At 69.5% G+C, this 18,134-nt stretch carries 17 protein-coding genes and 2 pseudogenes; 12 read left to right on the forward strand and 7 right to left on the reverse strand.

The window, feature by feature from the left end; all coding sequences use genetic code 11:
- Window positions 1–74: 74 nt before the first annotated feature.
- Together ACFY1U_RS48270 and ACFY1U_RS48275 are read right to left on the reverse strand one after the other, a co-directional pair.
- The gene (locus ACFY1U_RS48270) at window positions 75–476 is read right to left on the reverse strand and encodes a nuclear transport factor 2 family protein (RefSeq protein WP_390700460.1); all 402 of its coding nucleotides are present in this window, start codon (window positions 474–476) and stop codon (window positions 75–77) included.
- Entirely contained in the window at window positions 473–1,471 is a 999-nt protein-coding gene (locus tag ACFY1U_RS48275; RefSeq protein WP_390700461.1) for an NADP-dependent oxidoreductase, read from the reverse strand. The genes ACFY1U_RS48270 and ACFY1U_RS48275 overlap by 4 nt, the downstream gene beginning before the upstream one ends.
- Before the next feature lie 122 nt (window positions 1,472–1,593).
- Here ACFY1U_RS48275 and ACFY1U_RS48280 point away from each other — a divergent pair, with 122 nt between their 5' ends.
- Window positions 1,594–2,469: a LysR family transcriptional regulator gene (locus tag ACFY1U_RS48280; protein WP_390700462.1), complete on the forward strand. Its 876-nt coding sequence runs from the start codon at window positions 1,594–1,596 to the stop codon at window positions 2,467–2,469.
- A 179-nt stretch (window positions 2,470–2,648) separates the two neighbouring features.
- A complete protein-coding gene (locus ACFY1U_RS48285) occupies window positions 2,649–3,848 on the forward strand; it encodes an RNA-guided endonuclease InsQ/TnpB family protein (RefSeq protein ID WP_390700497.1) in 1,200 nt (399 codons plus the stop codon).
- Window positions 3,849–4,149: 301 nt separating this feature from the next.
- Here ACFY1U_RS48285 and ACFY1U_RS48290 read toward each other — a convergent pair whose 3' ends face one another.
- Window positions 4,150–4,764: a TetR family transcriptional regulator gene (locus tag ACFY1U_RS48290; RefSeq protein WP_390700463.1), complete on the reverse strand. Its 615-nt coding sequence runs from the start codon at window positions 4,762–4,764 to the stop codon at window positions 4,150–4,152.
- 121 nt (window positions 4,765–4,885) lie between these two features.
- On the opposite strand from ACFY1U_RS48290, the gene ACFY1U_RS48295 reads away from it, so the two are divergent.
- Window positions 4,886–6,016, forward strand: coding sequence for an FAD-dependent oxidoreductase (locus ACFY1U_RS48295; RefSeq protein ID WP_390700464.1), 1,131 nt, complete (start codon window positions 4,886–4,888; stop codon window positions 6,014–6,016).
- A gap of 104 nt (window positions 6,017–6,120) precedes the next feature.
- Here ACFY1U_RS48295 and ACFY1U_RS48300 read toward each other — a convergent pair.
- Window positions 6,121–6,370: pseudogene (locus ACFY1U_RS48300) on the reverse strand (decarboxylase); the annotation flags it as partial.
- 434 nt (window positions 6,371–6,804) lie between these two features.
- Between ACFY1U_RS48300 and ACFY1U_RS48305 the strand changes: the two are divergent.
- Both ACFY1U_RS48305 and ACFY1U_RS48310 read left to right on the forward strand, forming a co-directional pair.
- Entirely contained in the window at window positions 6,805–8,139 is a 1,335-nt protein-coding gene (locus ACFY1U_RS48305; protein WP_390700465.1) for an alkaline phosphatase family protein, read from the forward strand.
- Between the two features lie 78 nt (window positions 8,140–8,217).
- On the forward strand, window positions 8,218–9,795 hold the full coding sequence (locus tag ACFY1U_RS48310) for a peptidase S53 (RefSeq protein ID WP_390700466.1): 1,578 nt from the start codon (window positions 8,218–8,220) through the stop codon (window positions 9,793–9,795).
- 64 nt (window positions 9,796–9,859) lie between these two features.
- Here ACFY1U_RS48310 and ACFY1U_RS48315 read toward each other — a convergent pair whose 3' ends face one another.
- From ACFY1U_RS48315 to ACFY1U_RS48325, 3 genes are all read right to left on the reverse strand, one after another.
- Entirely contained in the window at window positions 9,860–9,982 is a 123-nt protein-coding gene (locus tag ACFY1U_RS48315) for a hypothetical protein (RefSeq protein ID WP_390700467.1), read from the reverse strand.
- Between the two features lie 359 nt (window positions 9,983–10,341).
- Entirely contained in the window at window positions 10,342–10,512 is a 171-nt protein-coding gene (locus tag ACFY1U_RS48320) for a DUF1737 domain-containing protein (protein ID WP_390700468.1), read from the reverse strand.
- A gap of 189 nt (window positions 10,513–10,701) precedes the next feature.
- On the reverse strand, window positions 10,702–11,457 hold the full coding sequence (locus ACFY1U_RS48325; protein WP_390700469.1) for an SDR family NAD(P)-dependent oxidoreductase: 756 nt from the start codon (window positions 11,455–11,457) through the stop codon (window positions 10,702–10,704).
- Window positions 11,458–11,586: 129 nt separating this feature from the next.
- Between ACFY1U_RS48325 and ACFY1U_RS48330 the strand changes: the two genes are divergently transcribed.
- The 7 genes and pseudogenes from ACFY1U_RS48330 to ACFY1U_RS48360 all read left to right on the forward strand — a co-directional run bounded on the left by ACFY1U_RS48330 (window position 11,587) and on the right by ACFY1U_RS48360 (window position 17,826).
- Window positions 11,587–12,021, forward strand: coding sequence for an Rrf2 family transcriptional regulator (locus ACFY1U_RS48330; protein WP_390700470.1), 435 nt, complete (start codon window positions 11,587–11,589; stop codon window positions 12,019–12,021).
- Between the two features lie 56 nt (window positions 12,022–12,077).
- Window positions 12,078–12,416, forward strand: a complete 339-nt coding sequence (locus tag ACFY1U_RS48335) for a DUF664 domain-containing protein (protein ID WP_390700471.1) — start codon at window positions 12,078–12,080, stop codon at window positions 12,414–12,416.
- 503 nt (window positions 12,417–12,919) lie between these two features.
- Window positions 12,920–14,395, forward strand: coding sequence for a glycosyltransferase family 39 protein (locus tag ACFY1U_RS48340; protein WP_390700472.1), 1,476 nt, complete (start codon window positions 12,920–12,922; stop codon window positions 14,393–14,395).
- Window positions 14,396–14,595: 200 nt separating this feature from the next.
- Window positions 14,596–14,694: pseudogene (locus ACFY1U_RS48345) on the forward strand (PQQ-binding-like beta-propeller repeat protein); the annotation flags it as partial.
- Window positions 14,695–14,990: 296 nt separating this feature from the next.
- Window positions 14,991–15,560 (forward strand): CGNR zinc finger domain-containing protein, encoded by a 570-nt coding sequence (locus tag ACFY1U_RS48350; protein ID WP_390700473.1) that lies wholly within the window; start codon window positions 14,991–14,993, stop codon window positions 15,558–15,560.
- Window positions 15,561–16,165: 605 nt separating this feature from the next.
- Window positions 16,166–16,633 carry a DinB family protein gene (locus tag ACFY1U_RS48355; RefSeq protein ID WP_390700474.1) on the forward strand — a complete coding sequence of 156 codons (468 nt, stop codon included), beginning with the start codon at window positions 16,166–16,168 and terminating at the stop codon, window positions 16,631–16,633.
- A complete protein-coding gene (locus tag ACFY1U_RS48360; protein ID WP_390700475.1) occupies window positions 16,630–17,826 on the forward strand; it encodes a MalY/PatB family protein in 1,197 nt (398 codons plus the stop codon). Before ACFY1U_RS48355 ends, ACFY1U_RS48360 begins: the two co-directional genes overlap by 4 nt.
- Window positions 17,827–18,134 lie beyond the last annotated feature (308 nt).

Genomic DNA, 18,134 nt, shown 5'->3' on the forward strand with positions numbered 1-18,134 from the left:
ACCTTGGCGGCGGCCCGCCCCCAACGACGGTTCGAGGCCACGCGCGGCACCCACACGCGCTGCAGGGCCTCGCTCTACACGGCGTTGTCCAGCGTCAGGGTGAGCTCGGCGATCCGCCACTCACCGTCGGACCGGCGCAGGCCGAACGTGTAGACGCCGGTCGAGATCATCTGGATGCTCTCGCCGGTGTTCCTCGTCTGCAGCAGATAGGCCCGCACCTCGGCGGTGGCGGCGTCCGTCGCCGTGACCACGACGTTGCCCAGGTGGTGCCGCACCCTTCCGGTCTGGGCCGTGTGCCCGTCACGGATGAACTCGAGCACCGCCGCGCGTCCGGCGACCGGGCCGAGCACCCGCTGTCCGGGCATCGTGAAGGTCCAGGTGGTGTCTTCGGTCAGGACCGCTTCCAGCTCGGGCACATTCAGCTCGTCCAGGGCGTGGGCGTAGTGCGCAACGGCCTGCTGGGGTTCGGCGATCACGAGGCCACCGTCAGCACGATCTTGCCTTGGATGTGGCCCTGCGCGGCCCGCGTGTGTGCGCGGCCCGCTTCGGACAGCGGGTAGGTGCTGTCCACCCCGACCTGGAGTTTACCCTCGTCGAACAGTCGTCCGATCTCGGCGAGCTGGGGGCCGTTGGAACGTACCTGAATGTTGGAGACGGTGATGTCCAGACGCGCCGTCTCTTCGGGGTCGTACTGGGCGAAGAACACCGGAAGCATGGTGCCGCCGCGCTTGAGCACGGTCAGGAAGCGTGAGCTGTCCGGGCCACCGACGGTGTCGATCACCAGGTCGACGTCGCTGACCACGTCCGCGGCCTGCGTCGTGGTGTAGTCGATGAACTCGTCGGCGCCGAGCTTGCGCAGGAACTGCTCGTGCCGGCTTGAGGCCACCGCGATGACGTGTGCCCCCTTCCATTTCGCCAGCTGCACCGCGAAGTGGCCCACTCCACCGGCGGCCCCGTTGACCAGCACGGTCATCCCTGGCGTGATCGGCACCGGCTGGTGCACCTGGCCGGTGAAGGGAGACGGCACGTCGTGGCCGAGATCAACCAGGTACTGCCAGGCCGTCAGCACGGCCATCGGCGCCCCGGCCGCCTGCACGTGGTCGATACCGGCCGGCTTGTGAGCCAGGTCCGAAGCCGGCGCGGCCACGTACTCGGCGTACGTCCGGCCGTCGAATCCGGGGAACCGCAGCATGCCGAAGACCTCGTCACCGACTGCGAACCCCCGCACGTCCGGAGCGACCGCCTGAACCACGCCCGACACGTCCGTTCCGGGGATCAGGGGGAACTCCAGCGCCGGCCTCATCTCGGCCGGCATGACCTTCATCCCCTCACGCAGGTACCAGTCCGGCGGGTTGATGCCCGCCGCGTGCACCCGGACGAGCACCTCACCCGGGCCGATCTCGGGGACCGGCACCTCGTCGTACCGCAGAACTTCCGGCCCGCCTGCTTCGTGGAACTGGATTGCCTTCATCGCGCCTGTCGCTTTCTCGGGGAGACGTTGCTCCTTCAGTCAAGATCCAGGACGGCATGGCCGTCCAAGACCGGTTCGGCAACCGGGTCATTCCGAAACGGCATGACACGTACCCTGCAAGGGTGAACGATCTCGGACAGGACCTGGAACTGCGGCTCGTGCGCTACTTCACCGTGGTGGCGACGCACCAGCACTTCGGCCGGGCCGCCGCCGACCTGCACGTGGCCCAGCCGGCGCTGAGCCGCCAGATCCAACGGCTCGAGAAATATCTCGGCACACGACTGCTGGACCGCACATCCCAGGGCACCCGGCTCACTCCGGCCGGCCAGACATTCCTCCCCCGGGCCCAAGCCTTGCTGCAGGCCGCCCGCCAGGCCGAGCTGGCCGTGCGTGAACAAACCCAGACCGAACGCATCACCATCGGCTACGTCGAAGATCTGGTGATCACTGCCGCGGTACGGGAACTGCGCCACCGGCACCCGAGCGCCGAGATCGCCACCCGGCATCTGAACTGCCGCGACGTCGGGGCGCTGTCCGACAAGCGCGTCGACGCCCTGATCGCGCGGACCCCGCTGCCGCTCGCCGCCGAGGACGTAAACACCACCCCACTGTACGAGGAGCCCCGGATGCTCGTGGTCCCCCGCGGTCACCCCTTGGCCGACCGCGCGTCGGTGACCGCGGAAGAACTGGCCGACGAAGAGGCAGCGCCGTGCACTTTCGAGACCGCAGACTGGGCTTCCTACCGGATCCTCGGGGCCGGCGTGCCGCCGATCGAGAGCTACGAGGACAAGCTCGAACTCGTCGCGAGCGGCAGGGCGATCGCCGTCCTACCGGTCGGAGATCGGCGCAGCTCACTGCGTCCCGACCTCGTCACCGTCCCGATCGAGGGCGCGCCCCCCAGCAGGGTCGTCCTGGTCAGCCGCAAGGGCGACCCGAATCCGATGATCAGGAATCTCCGGCTAGCCGCCAAGGCCGTCCTGACCGCCCCGCCATCCTGACGGGGACCAGGCCTGGCGATGACCATCCTGTCTCCTTCGTGGGTACCCCCACCTTCACGTGGGGGGTGAAACGAAGCTCCTGCGGAGCAGGGCAAGGAGCGGCGAGTCGCCGTGAGGCGGACCGCCGTTGTCAGTGGCCCGCACTAGGGTGATCACAACAGTTGGAGGGGGTGATCCCGTTGATCCGTGCGTACAAGTTCCTGATGTACCCGACCGTCCGTCAGGCCCAGTCGCTCGGCGAGATGCTGCGGGATCACTGTTCCCTCTACAACGGTGCGTTGGAGGAGCGGCGGTCCGCGTACCAGCACGTCTCGAAGACGACGGTCCGGTACGGGCAGCAGTCCGGGCAGCTCAAGGACATCCGGGCCTTCGATCCGGAGCGTCAGGGTCGCTGGTCGTTCAGCTCGCAGCAGGCGACCTTGCGCCGCCTGGACAAGGCGTTCGCCGCGTTCTTCCGCCGTGTCAAGGCAGGCGAGGCGCCGGGGTATCCGAGGTTCCGCTCGGGGCTGCGGTTCGACACGGTGGACTTCCCCAAGGACGGGGACGGCTGCCGCTGGGACAGTACGCCGCACGACCGGCCAACCCGCGTACGTTTTCAGGGCGTCGGGCATGTCAAGGTCAAGCAGCACCGGCCGGTGGCCGGAAAGGTCAAGACAGTCAGCGTGAAGCGGGAAGGGCGCCGCTGGTACGTCATCCTGACCGCCGAGCAGACCGCCCCCGAGCCGCTGCCGCCAACCGGCTCCGTGGTCGGCGTCGATATGGGCATAGCCAACTTCCTCGCGGACTCGGGCGGCGAGTTCGTACCCAATCCCCGCTACGGCCACAAGGCCGCCGCCGATCTCGAAGCCGCACAGCAGGCCCTGTCCCGGTGCAAGCGCGGCAGCAAGCGGCGCCGCAAGGCCGTGGACACTGTCGCCCGCCTGCACCGCAAGGTGCGCCGTCAGCGCCTGGACCACGCCCACAAGACCGCTCTTGCCCTCGTGCGTGAGCACGACTTCATCGCGCACGAAGACCTCACCATCCGCAACATGAACAAGAGCCCGGCATCAAAGCCGGACCCCGAACAGCCAGGCGGTTTCCTGCCCAACGGGGCCGGGGCGAAGGCCGGACTCAACCGCTCGATCGCCGATGCCGGATGGGGGGTGTTCCTCCAGATCCTCACCGCCAAGGCAGAATGCGCCGGACGGGAAGTGATGGCTGTGGACCCCCGCAACACCTCCCGGCGATGCCCCGCATGCGGGCACACCGCCAAGGAGAACCGGCCCACCCAGGAGAAGTTCCACTGCGTCAGCTGCGGCCACCACGCGCACGCCGACACCGTGGGGGCTTCCAACGTTCTGCGGGCCGGGCTGGCCCGTCGCCAAGCCCAACCAGCTTGACGAGAAGCCCCCTCGTCTACGAGGGGGAGTAGTCACCTCCCACAGCGGACGGCCGAACCAGTCCCGGATCAGCTCCAGGTGCTTGGCGTCGCTGCGCATCGTGCCGTCGACCAGATGGGCCGAAGCCCTGGCCGGAACGAACTCCGCCAACACATCGGTCTCGAACTCGGAGAGCTCCCCCTCGTTCACCGGCGCCCGGTACTCGCGCAGATCGCGTACTACGGCCAGAGCCGGTACCAGGCCCAGATCCTGGCACTCTCAGCGGTGCCAGGACCTGGGGGACGAACGCGGAACTCGGGGGCTATTGCCCACCCGTGACGGTGAGAGAGCGGCCCTGCTCGGGGTCGAGTACGGCCTGGATGGCCGGGGCCAGCCCTCTTTCGATCTCGTCCGGTGTCAGGGTGGTCACTGCAGGGAGGCGCAGCAGATAGCGGGTGAGCCCAAGGCCGAGGAGTTGCGCGGAGACCAGGCCCGCGCGCTGTGCGACGGCCTCTGGGCCCAGGGCGGCGGCAAGCGTCGGTGCGACCTGCGCCGCGAAGATCTCGTGCATCCGCGCCGCGGCCTGTTCGTTGGTGACCGCCGACCGCATCAGGACGAGCAGCGCGTCATCGGCCGGGTCGCCCTCCCAGCGTTCGAGGAAGTGCCGCACCAGGGCTTGGGCGAGCTTGTCCGCCGGGACGCCCGTGAGATCGGGCAGGCGCAGGTCGATGGTGAGTGTCGCGTCGAAGAGCTGGGCCTTGTTTCCGAAGTAGCGCATGACCATCGAGGGGTCGATGCCGGCGTCGGAGGCCACGGCTCGGATGGTGGTGCGCTCGTAGCCCTGGGCTGCGAATCGTTCGCGTGCGGCGCGCAGGATCGCGGCCTTGGTGCGATCCGAACGCCGATCGGTGCTGGTGATCCCGGCGGGTTGCGTCATGTCAACGACTGTAGGCCAACGCATGTTGACTTTCCAGTGCGAAGCCACGCATCATGTCAACGAGCGTTGGCCAACAAGCGTTGGCCAACAGCCGTTGACTCGCGCCCTGGAGGAAAGAGACATGAACCCCACTGCACTCCCTGACCGTACGGAGGTCGCCATCGTGGGCGGCGGCCCGACCGGGCTCGCGCTCGCCGTCACGCTCGCCTCGGCCGGCTTCGACTTCGTCGTCCTGGAACGGCTGGCCGAGGGGGCGAACACCTCGCGTGCCGCCGTCGTCCATGCCCGCACCCTAGAGGTCCTGGACGAGCTGGGAGCCTCCGAGGAGCTGATCGCGCGAGGCGTCCAGGTCACGCGATTCGCCGTCCGCGACGGCGCCCGCAGGCTGCTGACCGTGCCGTTCGACAGGCTGCCCACACCTCACCCGTACACGCTCATGGTCCCTCAGTACGAGACCGAAAACGTGCTGCTGGACCGGCTGCGCGCGCTCGGCGGCGACGTACACCGCCCCTACGAGGTCGCCTCCGTCGTCCAGGACGAGGACGGCGTGACACTCACCATGACGACCGGCCAGACGCTGCGCGCCGCGTATGCCGTCGGCGCCGACGGCATGCACAGCACCGTGCGCCAAGCGGCGGGCATCGGTTTCACCGGCAGTGCCTACGCCGAGTCCTTCGTCCTCGCCGACGTCCTGATGGACTGGTCCCCCGGCCCCAGCGAGGTCTCGCTCACCTTCGGCACCGCGGGCCTCACCGTCGTCGCCCCGCTCCCAGGCGGCCACTACCGGGTCGTCGCCACCGTGGACGACGCGCCCGCCACACCGGGCCTCGCCTTCGTCCAGCGCCTACTGGACGAGCGCGCCCCCGGCCAGGCCAAGGTCACCGGCCTGGCCTGGTCGTCACGGTTCCGGGTGCACCACCGGGTGGCCGACCGCTACCGCGCGGGGCGCCTGCTGCTGGCCGGCGACGCCGCCCATGTCCACAGCCCCGCCGGCGGCCAGGGAATGAACACGGGCATCCAGGACGGCTACGCCCTCGGCCGGGCGCTGGCATCCGGGCAGCTCGACGGCTACGAGGCGCAACGCCGCCCCGTGGCCCAGCGGGTGGTCGCCTTCACCCACCGGATGACCTGTGTCGCCACCACGCGCAACCCGATCGCACGCGGGACACGCAACACCGTGCTCCCCCTGCTCGGCCACACGGCCCTGCCCAAGAAGCTCGCCGCCGAACTTGCCGAGCTCAACTACCGGTAGTGCAAACGGTGTTCAGCGCCCTTTCAGGCCGTCGTCTCCTTGAAGGCCAGCACGTGGTGGCCGGTGTCCCAGAGCAGGTTCAGCAGTGCGCACAGCGACGCCTGGGACAGGCGCATCACGGTGACGGGCCGCTCACACAGGAGACGGGCGACCTCCAGGCAGGTGGTGCCGCTGTCCAGCAGGACGCTCTCGCCGTCGGCGACGAGCGCGGAGATCTCGGCGGCGATCCGGCGTTTGGCGCCGACCGCCTCGTGGGCGCGCAGCGCGAAGGGCGGCTCCTCGCCGCAGCAGCAGGGTGCGGGCCCGCCACTGACGCGTTCGAGGACGCCCCTGGGCGGCGAGGGTGTCGAGGTCTCAGCGTCCCCTACGGTGTCTGCCAGCACCCCTCGAACGCCACGGCCTTCGGACACGGCTGCCCGATCCGGTTCCGCTGTGTGGGCTGTGACCACTTCCGCACCGATGTCTCCTACCGGCCCGACCTCGAGGCGTACCTGGCTGACCTGTTGCGCAGCCGGGCAGGGCTCCTCGCCGCCGACGACCTCGTCGGACTGGAGACCGGCACACCATCGGCTGATGCCGCGGCGAACGGCAGCGTAATCGCCGGGTCTGACACCCCTGCCGCGCGGCGGCCGGCCTGTCGTACACAGGGATTCTCAGGCGCCCGGGTTCGTCGGAAACACCCCGGATCGCTCTGGTTCGTGGGATTGTGGTGGGGACTGGTTTGCGGCCCGGTGCGGCGAGGGGTCAGGACACCGCCGTACCGGGCCGGCCCTCGGGGGAGGCGTGTCATGCCGGAAGACGCAGGGCAGTTGGGCGCGATCGAGCACCTGGTCGTGCTGATGCTGGAGAACCGCTCGTTCGACCACATGCTCGGCTGGCTCTACGCCGACGAGGGCAACGTCTCACCGTCGCAGCAGCCGTACGAGGGCCTGACCGGCACCGAGTCGAACCCGGACGGGCACGGCGGGCAGGTCACGGTGTTCCGGATCGACGGCACCGCCCCGCACGCCTACTTCATGCCCGGCGCGAACCCGGGCGAGGGCTACGCGTCCACCAACAGGCAGCTGTTAGGCACCCCCACGCCCGGCACACCGGCACCCGCGGCGACGAACGACGGCTTCGTCACCGACTACGCCGACACCCTGGTCCTGCGCGCGGCTCAGCACCGCCCGGTGTATCCCGGGACCACCGCGGCGGACATCATGGGCTGCTTCACCCCGCAGGCACTGCCCGTACTGTCGGGGCTGGCGCGAGGGTTCGCGGTGGCCGACCACTGGTTCTGCTCGGCGCCGACCGAGACCCTGCCCAACCGGGCGTTCGCGTGCGCGGCCACCAGCCTGGGCCACATGGACGACGCCACCCACACCTTCGCCACCCCCAGCGTCTTCGGAATGCTCTCCGAGCACGGCATCGACTGGGCGGTGTACGGCTACGACAAACAGCCGCTGACCCGGGGGAACTTCCCCGACACGGTGCACGCACCGGCCTCGCACTTCGGGCTGTTCTCCGATTTCAGGGCCGCCGCCGCGGGCGGCACTTTGCCCGCGTTCACCTTCCTGGAGCCCAGCTGGCGCTCCACCGGCAACAGCCAGCACCCCAACTACGACGTCGCCCTGGGCGAACAGCTCATCCACGACGTGTACCGGGCCCTGCGCGACGGACCGGCCTGGACGAGCACACTGCTGATCGTCACCTACGACGAGCACGGCGGCTGCTACGACCACGTCCCCCCACCGAACGGGGCTCTCCCGCCGGACGGTTCGGCGGGACAGTTCGGCTTCGACTTCACCCGCTTCGGCGTGCGAGTGCCCACAGTGCTGGTCTCCCCGCTCATCGAGCCCGGCACCGTCTTCCGCGTGCCCGACGGCAGCACCCCGCTGGACCACACCTCCGTCCTCAAGACGGTCGAGCAGCGCTGGAACCTCCCCGCGCTCACCGCCCGCGACGGCGCCGCCCCCGGCATCGGCGCGGTGCTCACGCGCACGCAGGCCAGGACCGACGACCCGCTCGCCGGCGTCACGGTCCCCGTCTCCACCGGCAGCAACCCGGCCCGGCACGAGATCTCGCACCTGGAGCAGGTGCACGCCGCCCTCGTCGCCCGCCACCTCATCCCCCGCACCTGACAGAGCGCCGCGCAGTGCCCCGGGCCGGCCCGAGGTCCGGGGGGAAAGCCGCGGCGGAGAGAGAAAAGAGATCCTCAGATGGCATCCACGCACAAGCTCCCCCTTGCCGCCAGCCTGCGCGCACCGGTCCCGGATGCGCACGTCATCGGCCCGGTGGAGGACTCCGAGCCCCTCGAGATCACCCTCGTCCTGCGCCGCCGCGCACCGATCCCGCAGGACCTGGTCGAGGGCACCGACACGGTGACCCCACAGGAACTGGCCGAGCGGTACGGCGCGGACCCGAAGGACGTCGACCTGGTCCGTCGCACCGCCGAGGAGCATGGCCTGCAGGTGACCGAAGCACACGAGGGCGCCCGCCGCATCAAGATCGCCGGCACGCTCGGCCAGCTGCGCCACGTCGTGGACCCGCAGGCACTGCAGCAGGTGGAGAGCCCGGACCCGCACACCGGTGCGCTCGTACGGCACCGGCAGCGCACCGGCGCGCTGGACATCCTCGCCGACTGGGAAGGCATCGTCGTCGGCGTCCTCGGCCTGGACGACCGCCCCCAGGCACGCCCCTATGTGCGCCGCCACGAGGCCGCCGCCGAGACCTCCTACGCTCCCCCGGAACTCGGCGTCTTCTACAACTTCCCGGCGGGCACCTCCGGCACCGGCCAGGTGCTGGCGATCATCGAACTCGGCGGCGGTTTCACCACCGGAGACCTCGACCAGTACTTCAGGAGCCTCGGCATCAGCCCCGCCCCCAGCGTCACCGCGGTGGGCGTCGACGGCGGCGGCAACAGCCCGGAGGGAAACCCCGACGGCGCCGACGGCGAGGTACTGCTCGACATCCAGGTCGCCGGCGCGCTGGCGCCCGCCGCCCGGCAGCTTGTCTACTTCGCCCCGAACACCGACCAGGGATTCGTCGACGCGCTGACCACCGCCGTCCACGCCACCCCGACTCCGGCCGCGGTCAGCATCAGCTGGGGCGCCAACGAGGACGCCTGGACCGCCCAGGGCCGCGACCTGTTCGACCAGGCCCTGGCCGACGCCGCCGCCCTCGGTGTCACCGTCTGCGCGGCCTCAGGCGACAACCTCGCCACGGACGGCGCCCAGGACCACCATGTTCACACCGACTTCCCCGCCTCCAGCCCGTTCGCGCTGGCCTGCGGCGGCACCCGGCTGATCGGCGACACGGCCACCGGCACCCTCACCTCCGAGACCGTCTGGCACAGCAACGGCACCGGGACCGGCGGCGGTGTCAGCGACGTGTTCCCGCTGCCCTCCTGGCAGTCCGGGGCGGGCGTCCCGAACCGCCGCGGGGGCGGCACGGGACGCGGGGTGCCGGACGTGGCCGGCGACGCCGACCCCGGCACCGGCTACCGGGTCCTCGTCGACGGGCAGCAACAAGTCGTCGGCGGCACCAGCGCGGTCGCCCCGCTGTGGGCAGCCCTCACCTGCCGGCTCACCGAGGCCCTCGGCCACCGCCTGGGCCTGCTCCAGCCGCTGCTGTACGCCGGCACCACCCCCGGCCACACGGCGCCCGGCTTCCACGACATCACCAAGGGGAACAACGTCGGCTACAAGGCCGCCCCCGGCTGGGACCCCTGCACCGGCCTGGGCACCCCGGACGGCACGGCGCTCCTCGCCCGCCTGCGCACCACCACGGGCAGCTGAGCGGCACCACCGTCGGACCGTCGGCGGGAAGGCTGGCGACGCCGCCCTTCCCGCCGCACGGCCCCTAGCCGGTGATGGTGCCGCAGCCGTCGTTGCCCAGGCCGGTCTGGGTCTGCGAGTTCCACAGGTGCCCGCTGCTGCCGAGCGAGGTGACGTCGGTGATCACCATGTCGGCGATTGCCATCATGGAGATCCTCGCGGACGCCGGCTACCAGGGCATGGGTGCCCAGACCTGCGGACGGGTGGTCACACCACCACACCGCAAGTTCAAGAAGAACGCTCCCGCTTGGTACGAGGAGCGGCACGAACTCCAGCGCAGAGCGCATTCTTCACGGCGTATCCGCGTCGAGCATGGCATCGCGCACTTGAAGAACTGGGGCCCTTGCCCGCCACCTTGGCCGTCGCGAGCACATGAGCGACATCGTCCAAGCCATCGCTGCACTGCTCTCACACCAGCAGAACGCCGCTCTATCCCGCCGCGTTCAAGCGTGCCCACTGCCAGGACCGCAACTCTCGGCGAGCTGCGGTCAACCGTGCACGGGGTCGTTAGATCGGCGCCTGAGCGGCGATGACGTTCTCACCGTTGAAGGTGACGGCGGGGCCTTCGTACAGCTCGTAACCGAGGCCGATCGCCTCGCTCACCCTGTGGCAGAACGTGGCGTCGTCCGGTCCGGTCAGGACTCGGTAGACGGGCAACCCGTCTGGTGGTGTGCTCACGAGTGACGGATCTCAGGCCGGCTCCGGCTCTCGATGAGCACCCCCAGCTCAATCGCTCCCAAGGGCATAAGAGCACGTAACACGATCACGATCCGGGCTTCTTGAGGCGTGTCCACGCACACGCGGGTCGTTGGCGGTGCGCGCCCCGAAGACGCGATGTCCTTCGGGGCGCGCGGCAGGGATTCGGGTTCAGGCGTTGTAGCCGCCGTGGGCGTCCAGCACCGCGCCCGTGACGTACGACGCGGCGGGGCTCGCCAGGAAGGCGATCGCCGCGGCGATTTCGTCGGGGTGCCCCATGCGTTGCAGGGACAGCGAGCTGAGCAGGGCCTTGAGGGTGTCGGGGTCCGGCGGTTGCATGCCGCTGTCCATCAGCCCGGCTTCCACGACGTTGGCCGTGATGTCGCGGGGCCCGAGGTCCCGTGCGACCCCCATGGTGTACCTCTCGATGCCTGACTTGGTAGCCGAGTAGTCGGCAACGCCCGGGACGCCGACCCGGGAGCCCAGTCCGGAACTCACCGTGATGATGCGGCCGCCCGTGCGCAGCACTCGGGAGGCGGCCCGGATGACGGCGATCACGCCGAGGTAGTTGGTGGCGTGCATCCGGTCCAGTGCGGCGGTGTCGGCGTCCGGGTCGTCCACCGTGCGGCCCTGCTCCACCGAGATCGCCGCGTTGTTGACGAGGATGTCCAGGCCGCCGAAGTGCGCGACCACGTCGTCGATCAGCGCCGGCGCCCGGCTCGTGTCCGCCTGGTCGGACTTGAAGGCGACGGCCTTGGCTCCCGTGCCGTGCACCTCGTCGACGACGGCCTGCGCCTGCTTCTCGGAGCTGACATAGGTGAAGGCGACGTCGGCGCCCTGCTCGGCCAGCAGCCGTAGGGTCGCGGCTCCCAGTCCGCGCGATCCCCCGGTGACCAGGGCGACCTTGCCCGTGAGTGGCTTGCTCATTCTTCTCACCTCATTGATTGATCCTTTCCGACAGTCGCAACATTAATTGTTACGACAGCATGTTGCAACCTTCACTGTTACGACTGCCGTAACATGAAGCGTTGCGGCCGAGGCCGATAGGAGGAGTCCATGAGCGCCAACAGCAGACTGACCATCGCCGCCCACGCACTGGCCTGGATCGGCCTCTACCAGCGCCAGGGCCATGAGGTCGCCACCTCCGAGCAGATCGCGACCAGCGCGAACACCAACCCCGTGGTGATCAGACGGCTGCTCGGCGAGCTGCGCAGGGCCGGGCTCGTGGAGTCCCGGCGGGGCGTGGGCGCGGGCTGGTCGCTGGCACGCGAGCTGGAGTCGATGACCCTGCTCGACGTGTACGAGGCAGTGGAACCCGGCCCGCTGTTCGCAATGCACCGCACCACCCCGGACCAGGAATGCGTGGTGGGTCACGGCATCCAGCCGGCAATGCAGAGCATCTACGAGGGAATCGAGGAGACCCTGAGACACGAGCTGGCCCGCGTCACGCTCGCGAACGTACTCCGGGACGTACTCGCGGCACCTCGCTAACCTCCCCGTTGCGCCCTGACATCACCAAGATCCCCATCTAAGCCCAGGCGCTAGATGTGGAGCGGTTCTGGTTCGGCGCGGTCGTCGCCGGGGATGAGGAGGTCATCCGCGGCCTGACGAGCGGCGACGAAGCGTGGAAGGTGGCCCCGGAGGTGCCGACCAACGACGTGCTCGACCGATACCGGCAGGAGACAGAACTCGCCGATGCCATCATCACCGCCACCCCTGCCGACGCCGCATTGGCCTGGTGGCCCCGCGACCTGTTCGGTGAACCGCACCTGCACACCCTGCGCGACGTCCTGCTGCATGTCATCGCCGAAACTGCGTGCCACGCCGGCCACCTCGACGCGGCCCGAGAGCTGATCGACGGCCGCCGCTGGCTGGTCCTGACCTAGAAATCCCGGTTCAGCTTCCCGCTCCTCGCGTCGAAGCCGCCTGCGGAACAAACGACCACCACGTGATCATCGAAGGCTGGGTGGACTGACGCGGACTGCGCGGCAGCCGCCAGCCGTGGCCTCGCCCCCGCCCACTGGCGAGGGCTGTTCGACCAGGCCATGGGTCGGATCGCGGGCCGGTTCGGACGAGTTGAGCCCGGGGCCACGGCCCGCGCCAGTCTGCTCGTGCTGCTGTCCCGTGGTGAGCGGAAGCACTGTCGGCAGCCGGCCGAACAGGCCGGACGCACCCGCCCCGGGCCGATGCAGCCGCGGTGACGGCCACGAACACCCCGCCTGCCCGACCTCGCTGCCCTCTCCCCGGTACCCGCCGCTTCACCGACGACGGTGACACGCCGGGCAATATGCCCGTCGGCCGAGCGGCACCGAACGGCAACTGACGTAGCGTCATACCACTTACGGCATACGGCTTCCGTACCCGTGTGGTGCGCGGCTACGGTCGCGCCGTGACGGACACCGGCCCGCAGCGTCATGCGTTCGCCCGGCTCCCGGTCGGTGTGGTGGCGTTCGCGGTGATGGCGGTGCTGCTGATGACCGCCTCGCGATACGGCTATCACCGGGACGAGTTGTACTTCCGGGTACTGGGCCGCCATCCCGCATGGGGGTACGTCGACCAGCCGCCCGCCACTCCGCTGCTCACCCGCGCGTCGATCGCCCTGTTCGGGGACACCGTACGCGGGCTCCGGGTCCCGGCGGTCCTGGCGGCGGGCGCGGTGGCGTACCTGTGTGCGCTGGTCGCCCGGGAGACCGGCGGCGGGCCCGGCGCCCAGACGCTGGCGGCCACGGCCTCCTCGGGGACGCTTGTACTGACCTTCGGTCACCTGTTCGTGACCACATCGCTGGACATGGTCGTGTGGCTGGCCGTCGCGTTGTTCGCCCTCCGGGCTCTGCTGCGTGACCGGCCGAGGTGGTGGCTCGCCGTCGGCGCGGTGGTCGGCGTGGGTCTGTACAACAAGCTGCTGGTTGTGCTGCTCCTGACCGCGCTGGCCGCCGGCCTGCTCGCGGTCGGACCGCGCCGGGTGCTGTTCTCGCGGTGGCCGTGGGCGGGGATGGGGCTGGCCGCGCTGATCGGCGCACCGAACCTCGTCTACCAGGTCACCCACCACTTCCCGGTGCTGACCATGGCCGGCGCACTCCGCACGGACAAGGGCGCCCTGGGCGGCGTGCTGAACATCCCGTTCCTCTTCCTGACGGTCGGCCTGCCCCTGTCGTACATCACTGTGGCGGGCCTGTTGCGGGTGCTGCGCGATCCGGTGCTGCGACCCGTGCGCGCCTTCGGCGCCGGATATCTTCTGCTGCTGGTGCTGCTCTGCGCCGTCGCCGCACAGCCCTACTACGCCATGGGCCTGGTGCTGACCCTGCATGCCGTGGGTTCCGTGCCGGTGGCGCGGGCGCTGGCCGAGCAGCGGCACAGCCGGGTGCTGTTCGCGCTGCTCCTCGGCCTCAACCTGGCGACCTCGGTGGCGTTCGCCCTACCGGTGCTCTCTCTCCACAGCCAGCAGAGCCTGCGTCTCGCCGACGCCAACCAGGGCCTCGGGGACGAGATCGGCTGGCCGCGCTACGTCTCCCAGATCGCCGCCGTCTACCGCCCGGGCGCGATCATCATCACCGGCAACTACGGCGAGTACGGCGCCCTCGACCGTTACGGCGCCGCCCACGGCATTCCCTCGCAGGCGCTCTACAGCGGCCAGAACGCCCTTCGCAACCTGGGCACCCCGCCCGACTCCGCCCGTACCGCCGTCGTCGTCGGCTACGACGACCGGGCCTGGCTGTCCGCCCAGTTCGCCGACTGCCGTATCGAGGGCCGGCTGGACAGCGGCTACCGCATCGACGGCGAGGAACAGCAACGCGCCGTCTACCTCTGCCACGCCCCGGTGAAGCCGTGGCACACGCTGTGGCACCGCTTCCTCCACTACGACTGACCGGACCGGCACCGCTTTCAGGTCGCACCGGCGGACCTGCGTGCACGCCGGTCGTGGCACCGGGTGACCACCCACAGCACGTTGACTCCGCCCAGGGTGTCCGGCCCCGCACCCGAGTCGGCGGTGAGATCGCATGACGAACAGAAAGCGTCTCCGGCGCAGAAACTGGCGCCCGGGGCAAGGCTGACGGCACCGTTCGGTGGACCCGGCTCGACGCGGGGTCCATGAGCGCGGCCGCCGTGGTCGACGATACCGTCTACGTCGCGGGCCAGGACCGGTTCTTCGCCCTCGACTCCTAGTGCGCGACCGTGTTCGGGAGGGAGGAGCGCCGGCGGTGAACACCCTGTACTCGGCCTCCGCCTGGGACGGCAGTACTCCTCCATCCCGCCGGTGCGGACCCTGGTGGACCGCCCCCTACTTCTTGTGTTACTCCTCCTACGTGGTTACAGACGATCTTCGCCGCCTGTGGTAGGCCGTTCCCCGGTTGAGGAGTCACTGCGATGTCATACCAGGTCAATCGGGGGTTTGTTCGCCCGCGTTAGATGACGACTCCATGAGACGCTCGATATCGACAGAGGAAAAGTAACCTGTCAATATGGAACATGTGGGTGGGTTTGTTTTTGTGAGTGGCCGACTGTGTCTCGATCTGGTGGGCACCAAGTTGTGGCGACGGAGTCTTGGCACGGAGTTGCTGAACTCTCCGGACGACCTGCGGCGCTGGGTTCGCCAGGCGGAGCTCGTGGATGACCCCAGCCCCTTGGACGCGCGCGCACTGGATCGGGTCCGTCGTCTTCGCGAGGCGATCTACACGCTCGTCGGTTCCTGGCCCCCTTCGGAGTCTGCCGACGCCAGGAACGCCCTGGCTGAAGTGAACGAGGCCGCTCGGCTGCCGCTGCCCAAGCATCAACTCGATGAATCCGGCCGTCTGACGCGAGCGGGCGGTATCGACGAGATCCTCGGTGCGGCGGCACGCGACGCGGTGGATCTGGTGAGTTCCGCCCACTTCCGGCGCATGAAGGAGTGCGCCAATCCGGAGTGCACGCGCCTCTTCGTCGATCTCTCTCATGCTGGTGCCCGACGGTGGTGCGGGATGGCGGAGTGCGGGAACCGAGAGAAGGTCGCTCGGCACCGGAAGCGGAAGAAGCAGGAGTCCGCGGCCGAGTGAGCACGGCAACACCTGCTCGTCTCCAGCCGATTCCTTCCGAGGAAGGGCGCGGCCTGCCCGAGGACCGCGCCGACCGGGTCGTCTGGGCTGCAAGAGTTCAGACGAGCCCCCTCGTCCTACGCCGAGGGTGAGGCGAACCCCCAGCGGCACGGAGCCCGGTGCAGGCCGTCGATGCCGCTGGGCGGATGGCGCCGGAGGTCTTACGGGCTCTCGCTCCCTTACTCGCGTGTCGGCTGCTGTTGTCGATCCCGTCGATTCCGTGGTGCTCGGTGAGGGATCTTGTCGCCCGGACTGCCGGGGCGCGGTTCTCGTTCATGGGTCCTCAGGGCCCGCTTGAGGGGGGAGCGGGATTGCGGCTCCCCGTCCCACCGAGCACGTAACCTGTCAATAGGGTTGCAAATAAAAGCGGAGCGCCCAGCACCTGGTGTCGCGATCTTCGACGGGGTGCTGCATAGCAGGGGTCTTCTCCGCCCCCACAGGCGTCGCTACCGCATTGACGGGTTACACGGGGGCGCGTTACGGTGGATCGGTAACCGCATATGAGGGTTACAGGATCCCTGTTGCAGCGACCGACGCGTCGTCCCTCCCCATCAGTGAGGACCGCCGTGCAAGACCAGAACGAGTACCTGTATTTCCTGCGCCGCGCTCTCGACGGAATGCTCGGCGCGCTGGACGACCTGGGTGATGACCTGGGCAACGCCCGACCGCCGCTTCCCGGTGCGAACTCCGTCTACGCCATCACGTACCACTGCGCGGCAGTCGCCGACTACTGGACCGGGCACATCATCGCCGGTCGGACCGTTGACCGTGAGCGCGCCGCGGAGTTCACCGCGAAGGGAGATGTCCAGTTCCTGCGCCGCCACGTCAATGACCTGTTCGAGCGCCTGGAGGCCGACCTCGCCACGGTGTCCCCGGCGGCGGCCCCGCGCAACACCCCGCCGCCCGACTTCGAGGGACCGGACCGGCCGCTGAGCGTGGAGGGGGTCCAGTTGCACGTGCTCGAAGAACTCGCTCAGCACCACGGCCAGATTCAGATCACCCGGGATCTGCTCAAGCAGGGAGTCTCCTCATGACCTCCGAGACATCCCGGTTGGTAGCCGGTTTCGATGATCTCGACCGCGACTGGCTGCGCGGCCGCGGCAGTGTCAAGTGGCACCGCCCAGGACCGGACGTGCTGCCCGCCTGGGTGGCGGATATGGACTTCCCCATCCCGCCGGCCGTGGTCACCGCCCTGCACGACGCCGCCGACCGACGTGACCTCGGCTACCCCGACTGGCCTCACGGCAGCCCGCTGCGCACGGCATTCGCCCGCCGGATGACCGAGCGCTACGGGTGGGCGGCCACGGCGGAGCGGGTCCGTGAGCAGACCGACCTGATCCAGTGCCTGCAGCTGATCCTGCACCTGGCGACCAGCGAAGGGGACGCGGTCGCCATCCAGACACCCAACTACCCGCCGTTCCTCGCCACGTTGGAGACGATGGGGCGACGGGCCGTGCCCATTCCGATGAAGGACACCGACGAGGGCTGGCGCATGGACTTCGCCGCCCTGGACGCGGCAGTCAGGCATGCGGCGTGCAAGGTGCTCGTCCTGGTCAACCCGCACAATCCGACAGGTCGTGTCCTGACCCGGCAGGAGCTGGAGGAAGTCGCAGCCATCGCCCGCCGGCACGATCTGCTGGTGGTCAGCGACGAGATTCACGCCGAATTGACCTACGCCCCGCATCAGCACATCCCCTTCGCGAGCCTCTCGTCCGATGCGGCGCAGCGGACGGTGACACTGACGTCCGCCACCAAGGCCTTCAACCTCGCCGCCATCCGCTGCGCCGTCACCCACTACGGCCCGGACCGGCTCCTGGCACTGCGTGACGCACAACCGCCGGACCTGTACGGCACCGTGTCGCCGCTCGGAGTCGTCGCGACCGAAGCCGCATGGCGCGACGGCGATGCGTGGCAGCGCGATCTGCTCACCGTCCTGGACCGAAACCGCCGACGGCTCTCCGAGGTGCTGCGCGCCCTGATGCCGCGCCTGCGTCACCACCCGCCGGAGGCCACCTACCTGGCCTGGATCGACACCCGGCCGCTCGACCTCGATGAACCGCCCACCGAAAGGGTGTTGAAGGCGGGCAACGTCCTGCTGGACGGGGGCACCCCCTTCGGCCCCGGCGCTGACGCGTTCCTGCGGGTGAACTTCGCCACTTCCCAAGCCGTCCTCGAGGACATCCTCACGGGCCTCACCCGCGCCCTCGCAGACGGCGCAGGACAGTGAACCGCACCCTAGGCGTCTGAGTTTGAGTTCAACCTCCGGCCGGTCCAAGTGACGCCGTTGACCCGGCCGCCTGCGCAGGTCAACGGCCTTCCACCGCCAGCCTCATGGAACACATGAGGTTTCCCACCCTGACGCAGATCGCGGGTCCTCCCGGTGTTCGGTAACCCTCCGGAGGAGCCGACTCCCCTGCCTCATGCCCACCCACGACCAGCCCCGGGTTTTCCGGGGCAGCGCACGCTCCAAGGCGGGGAAGATCTCCAGCAGCTGTTCACACAGCCGATTGATCTGCCGATGCCGCAGGCATCCTC

The organism is Streptomyces sp. NPDC001351 (assembly GCF_042896045.1).
GTDB lineage: Bacteria > Actinomycetota > Actinomycetes > Streptomycetales > Streptomycetaceae > Streptomyces.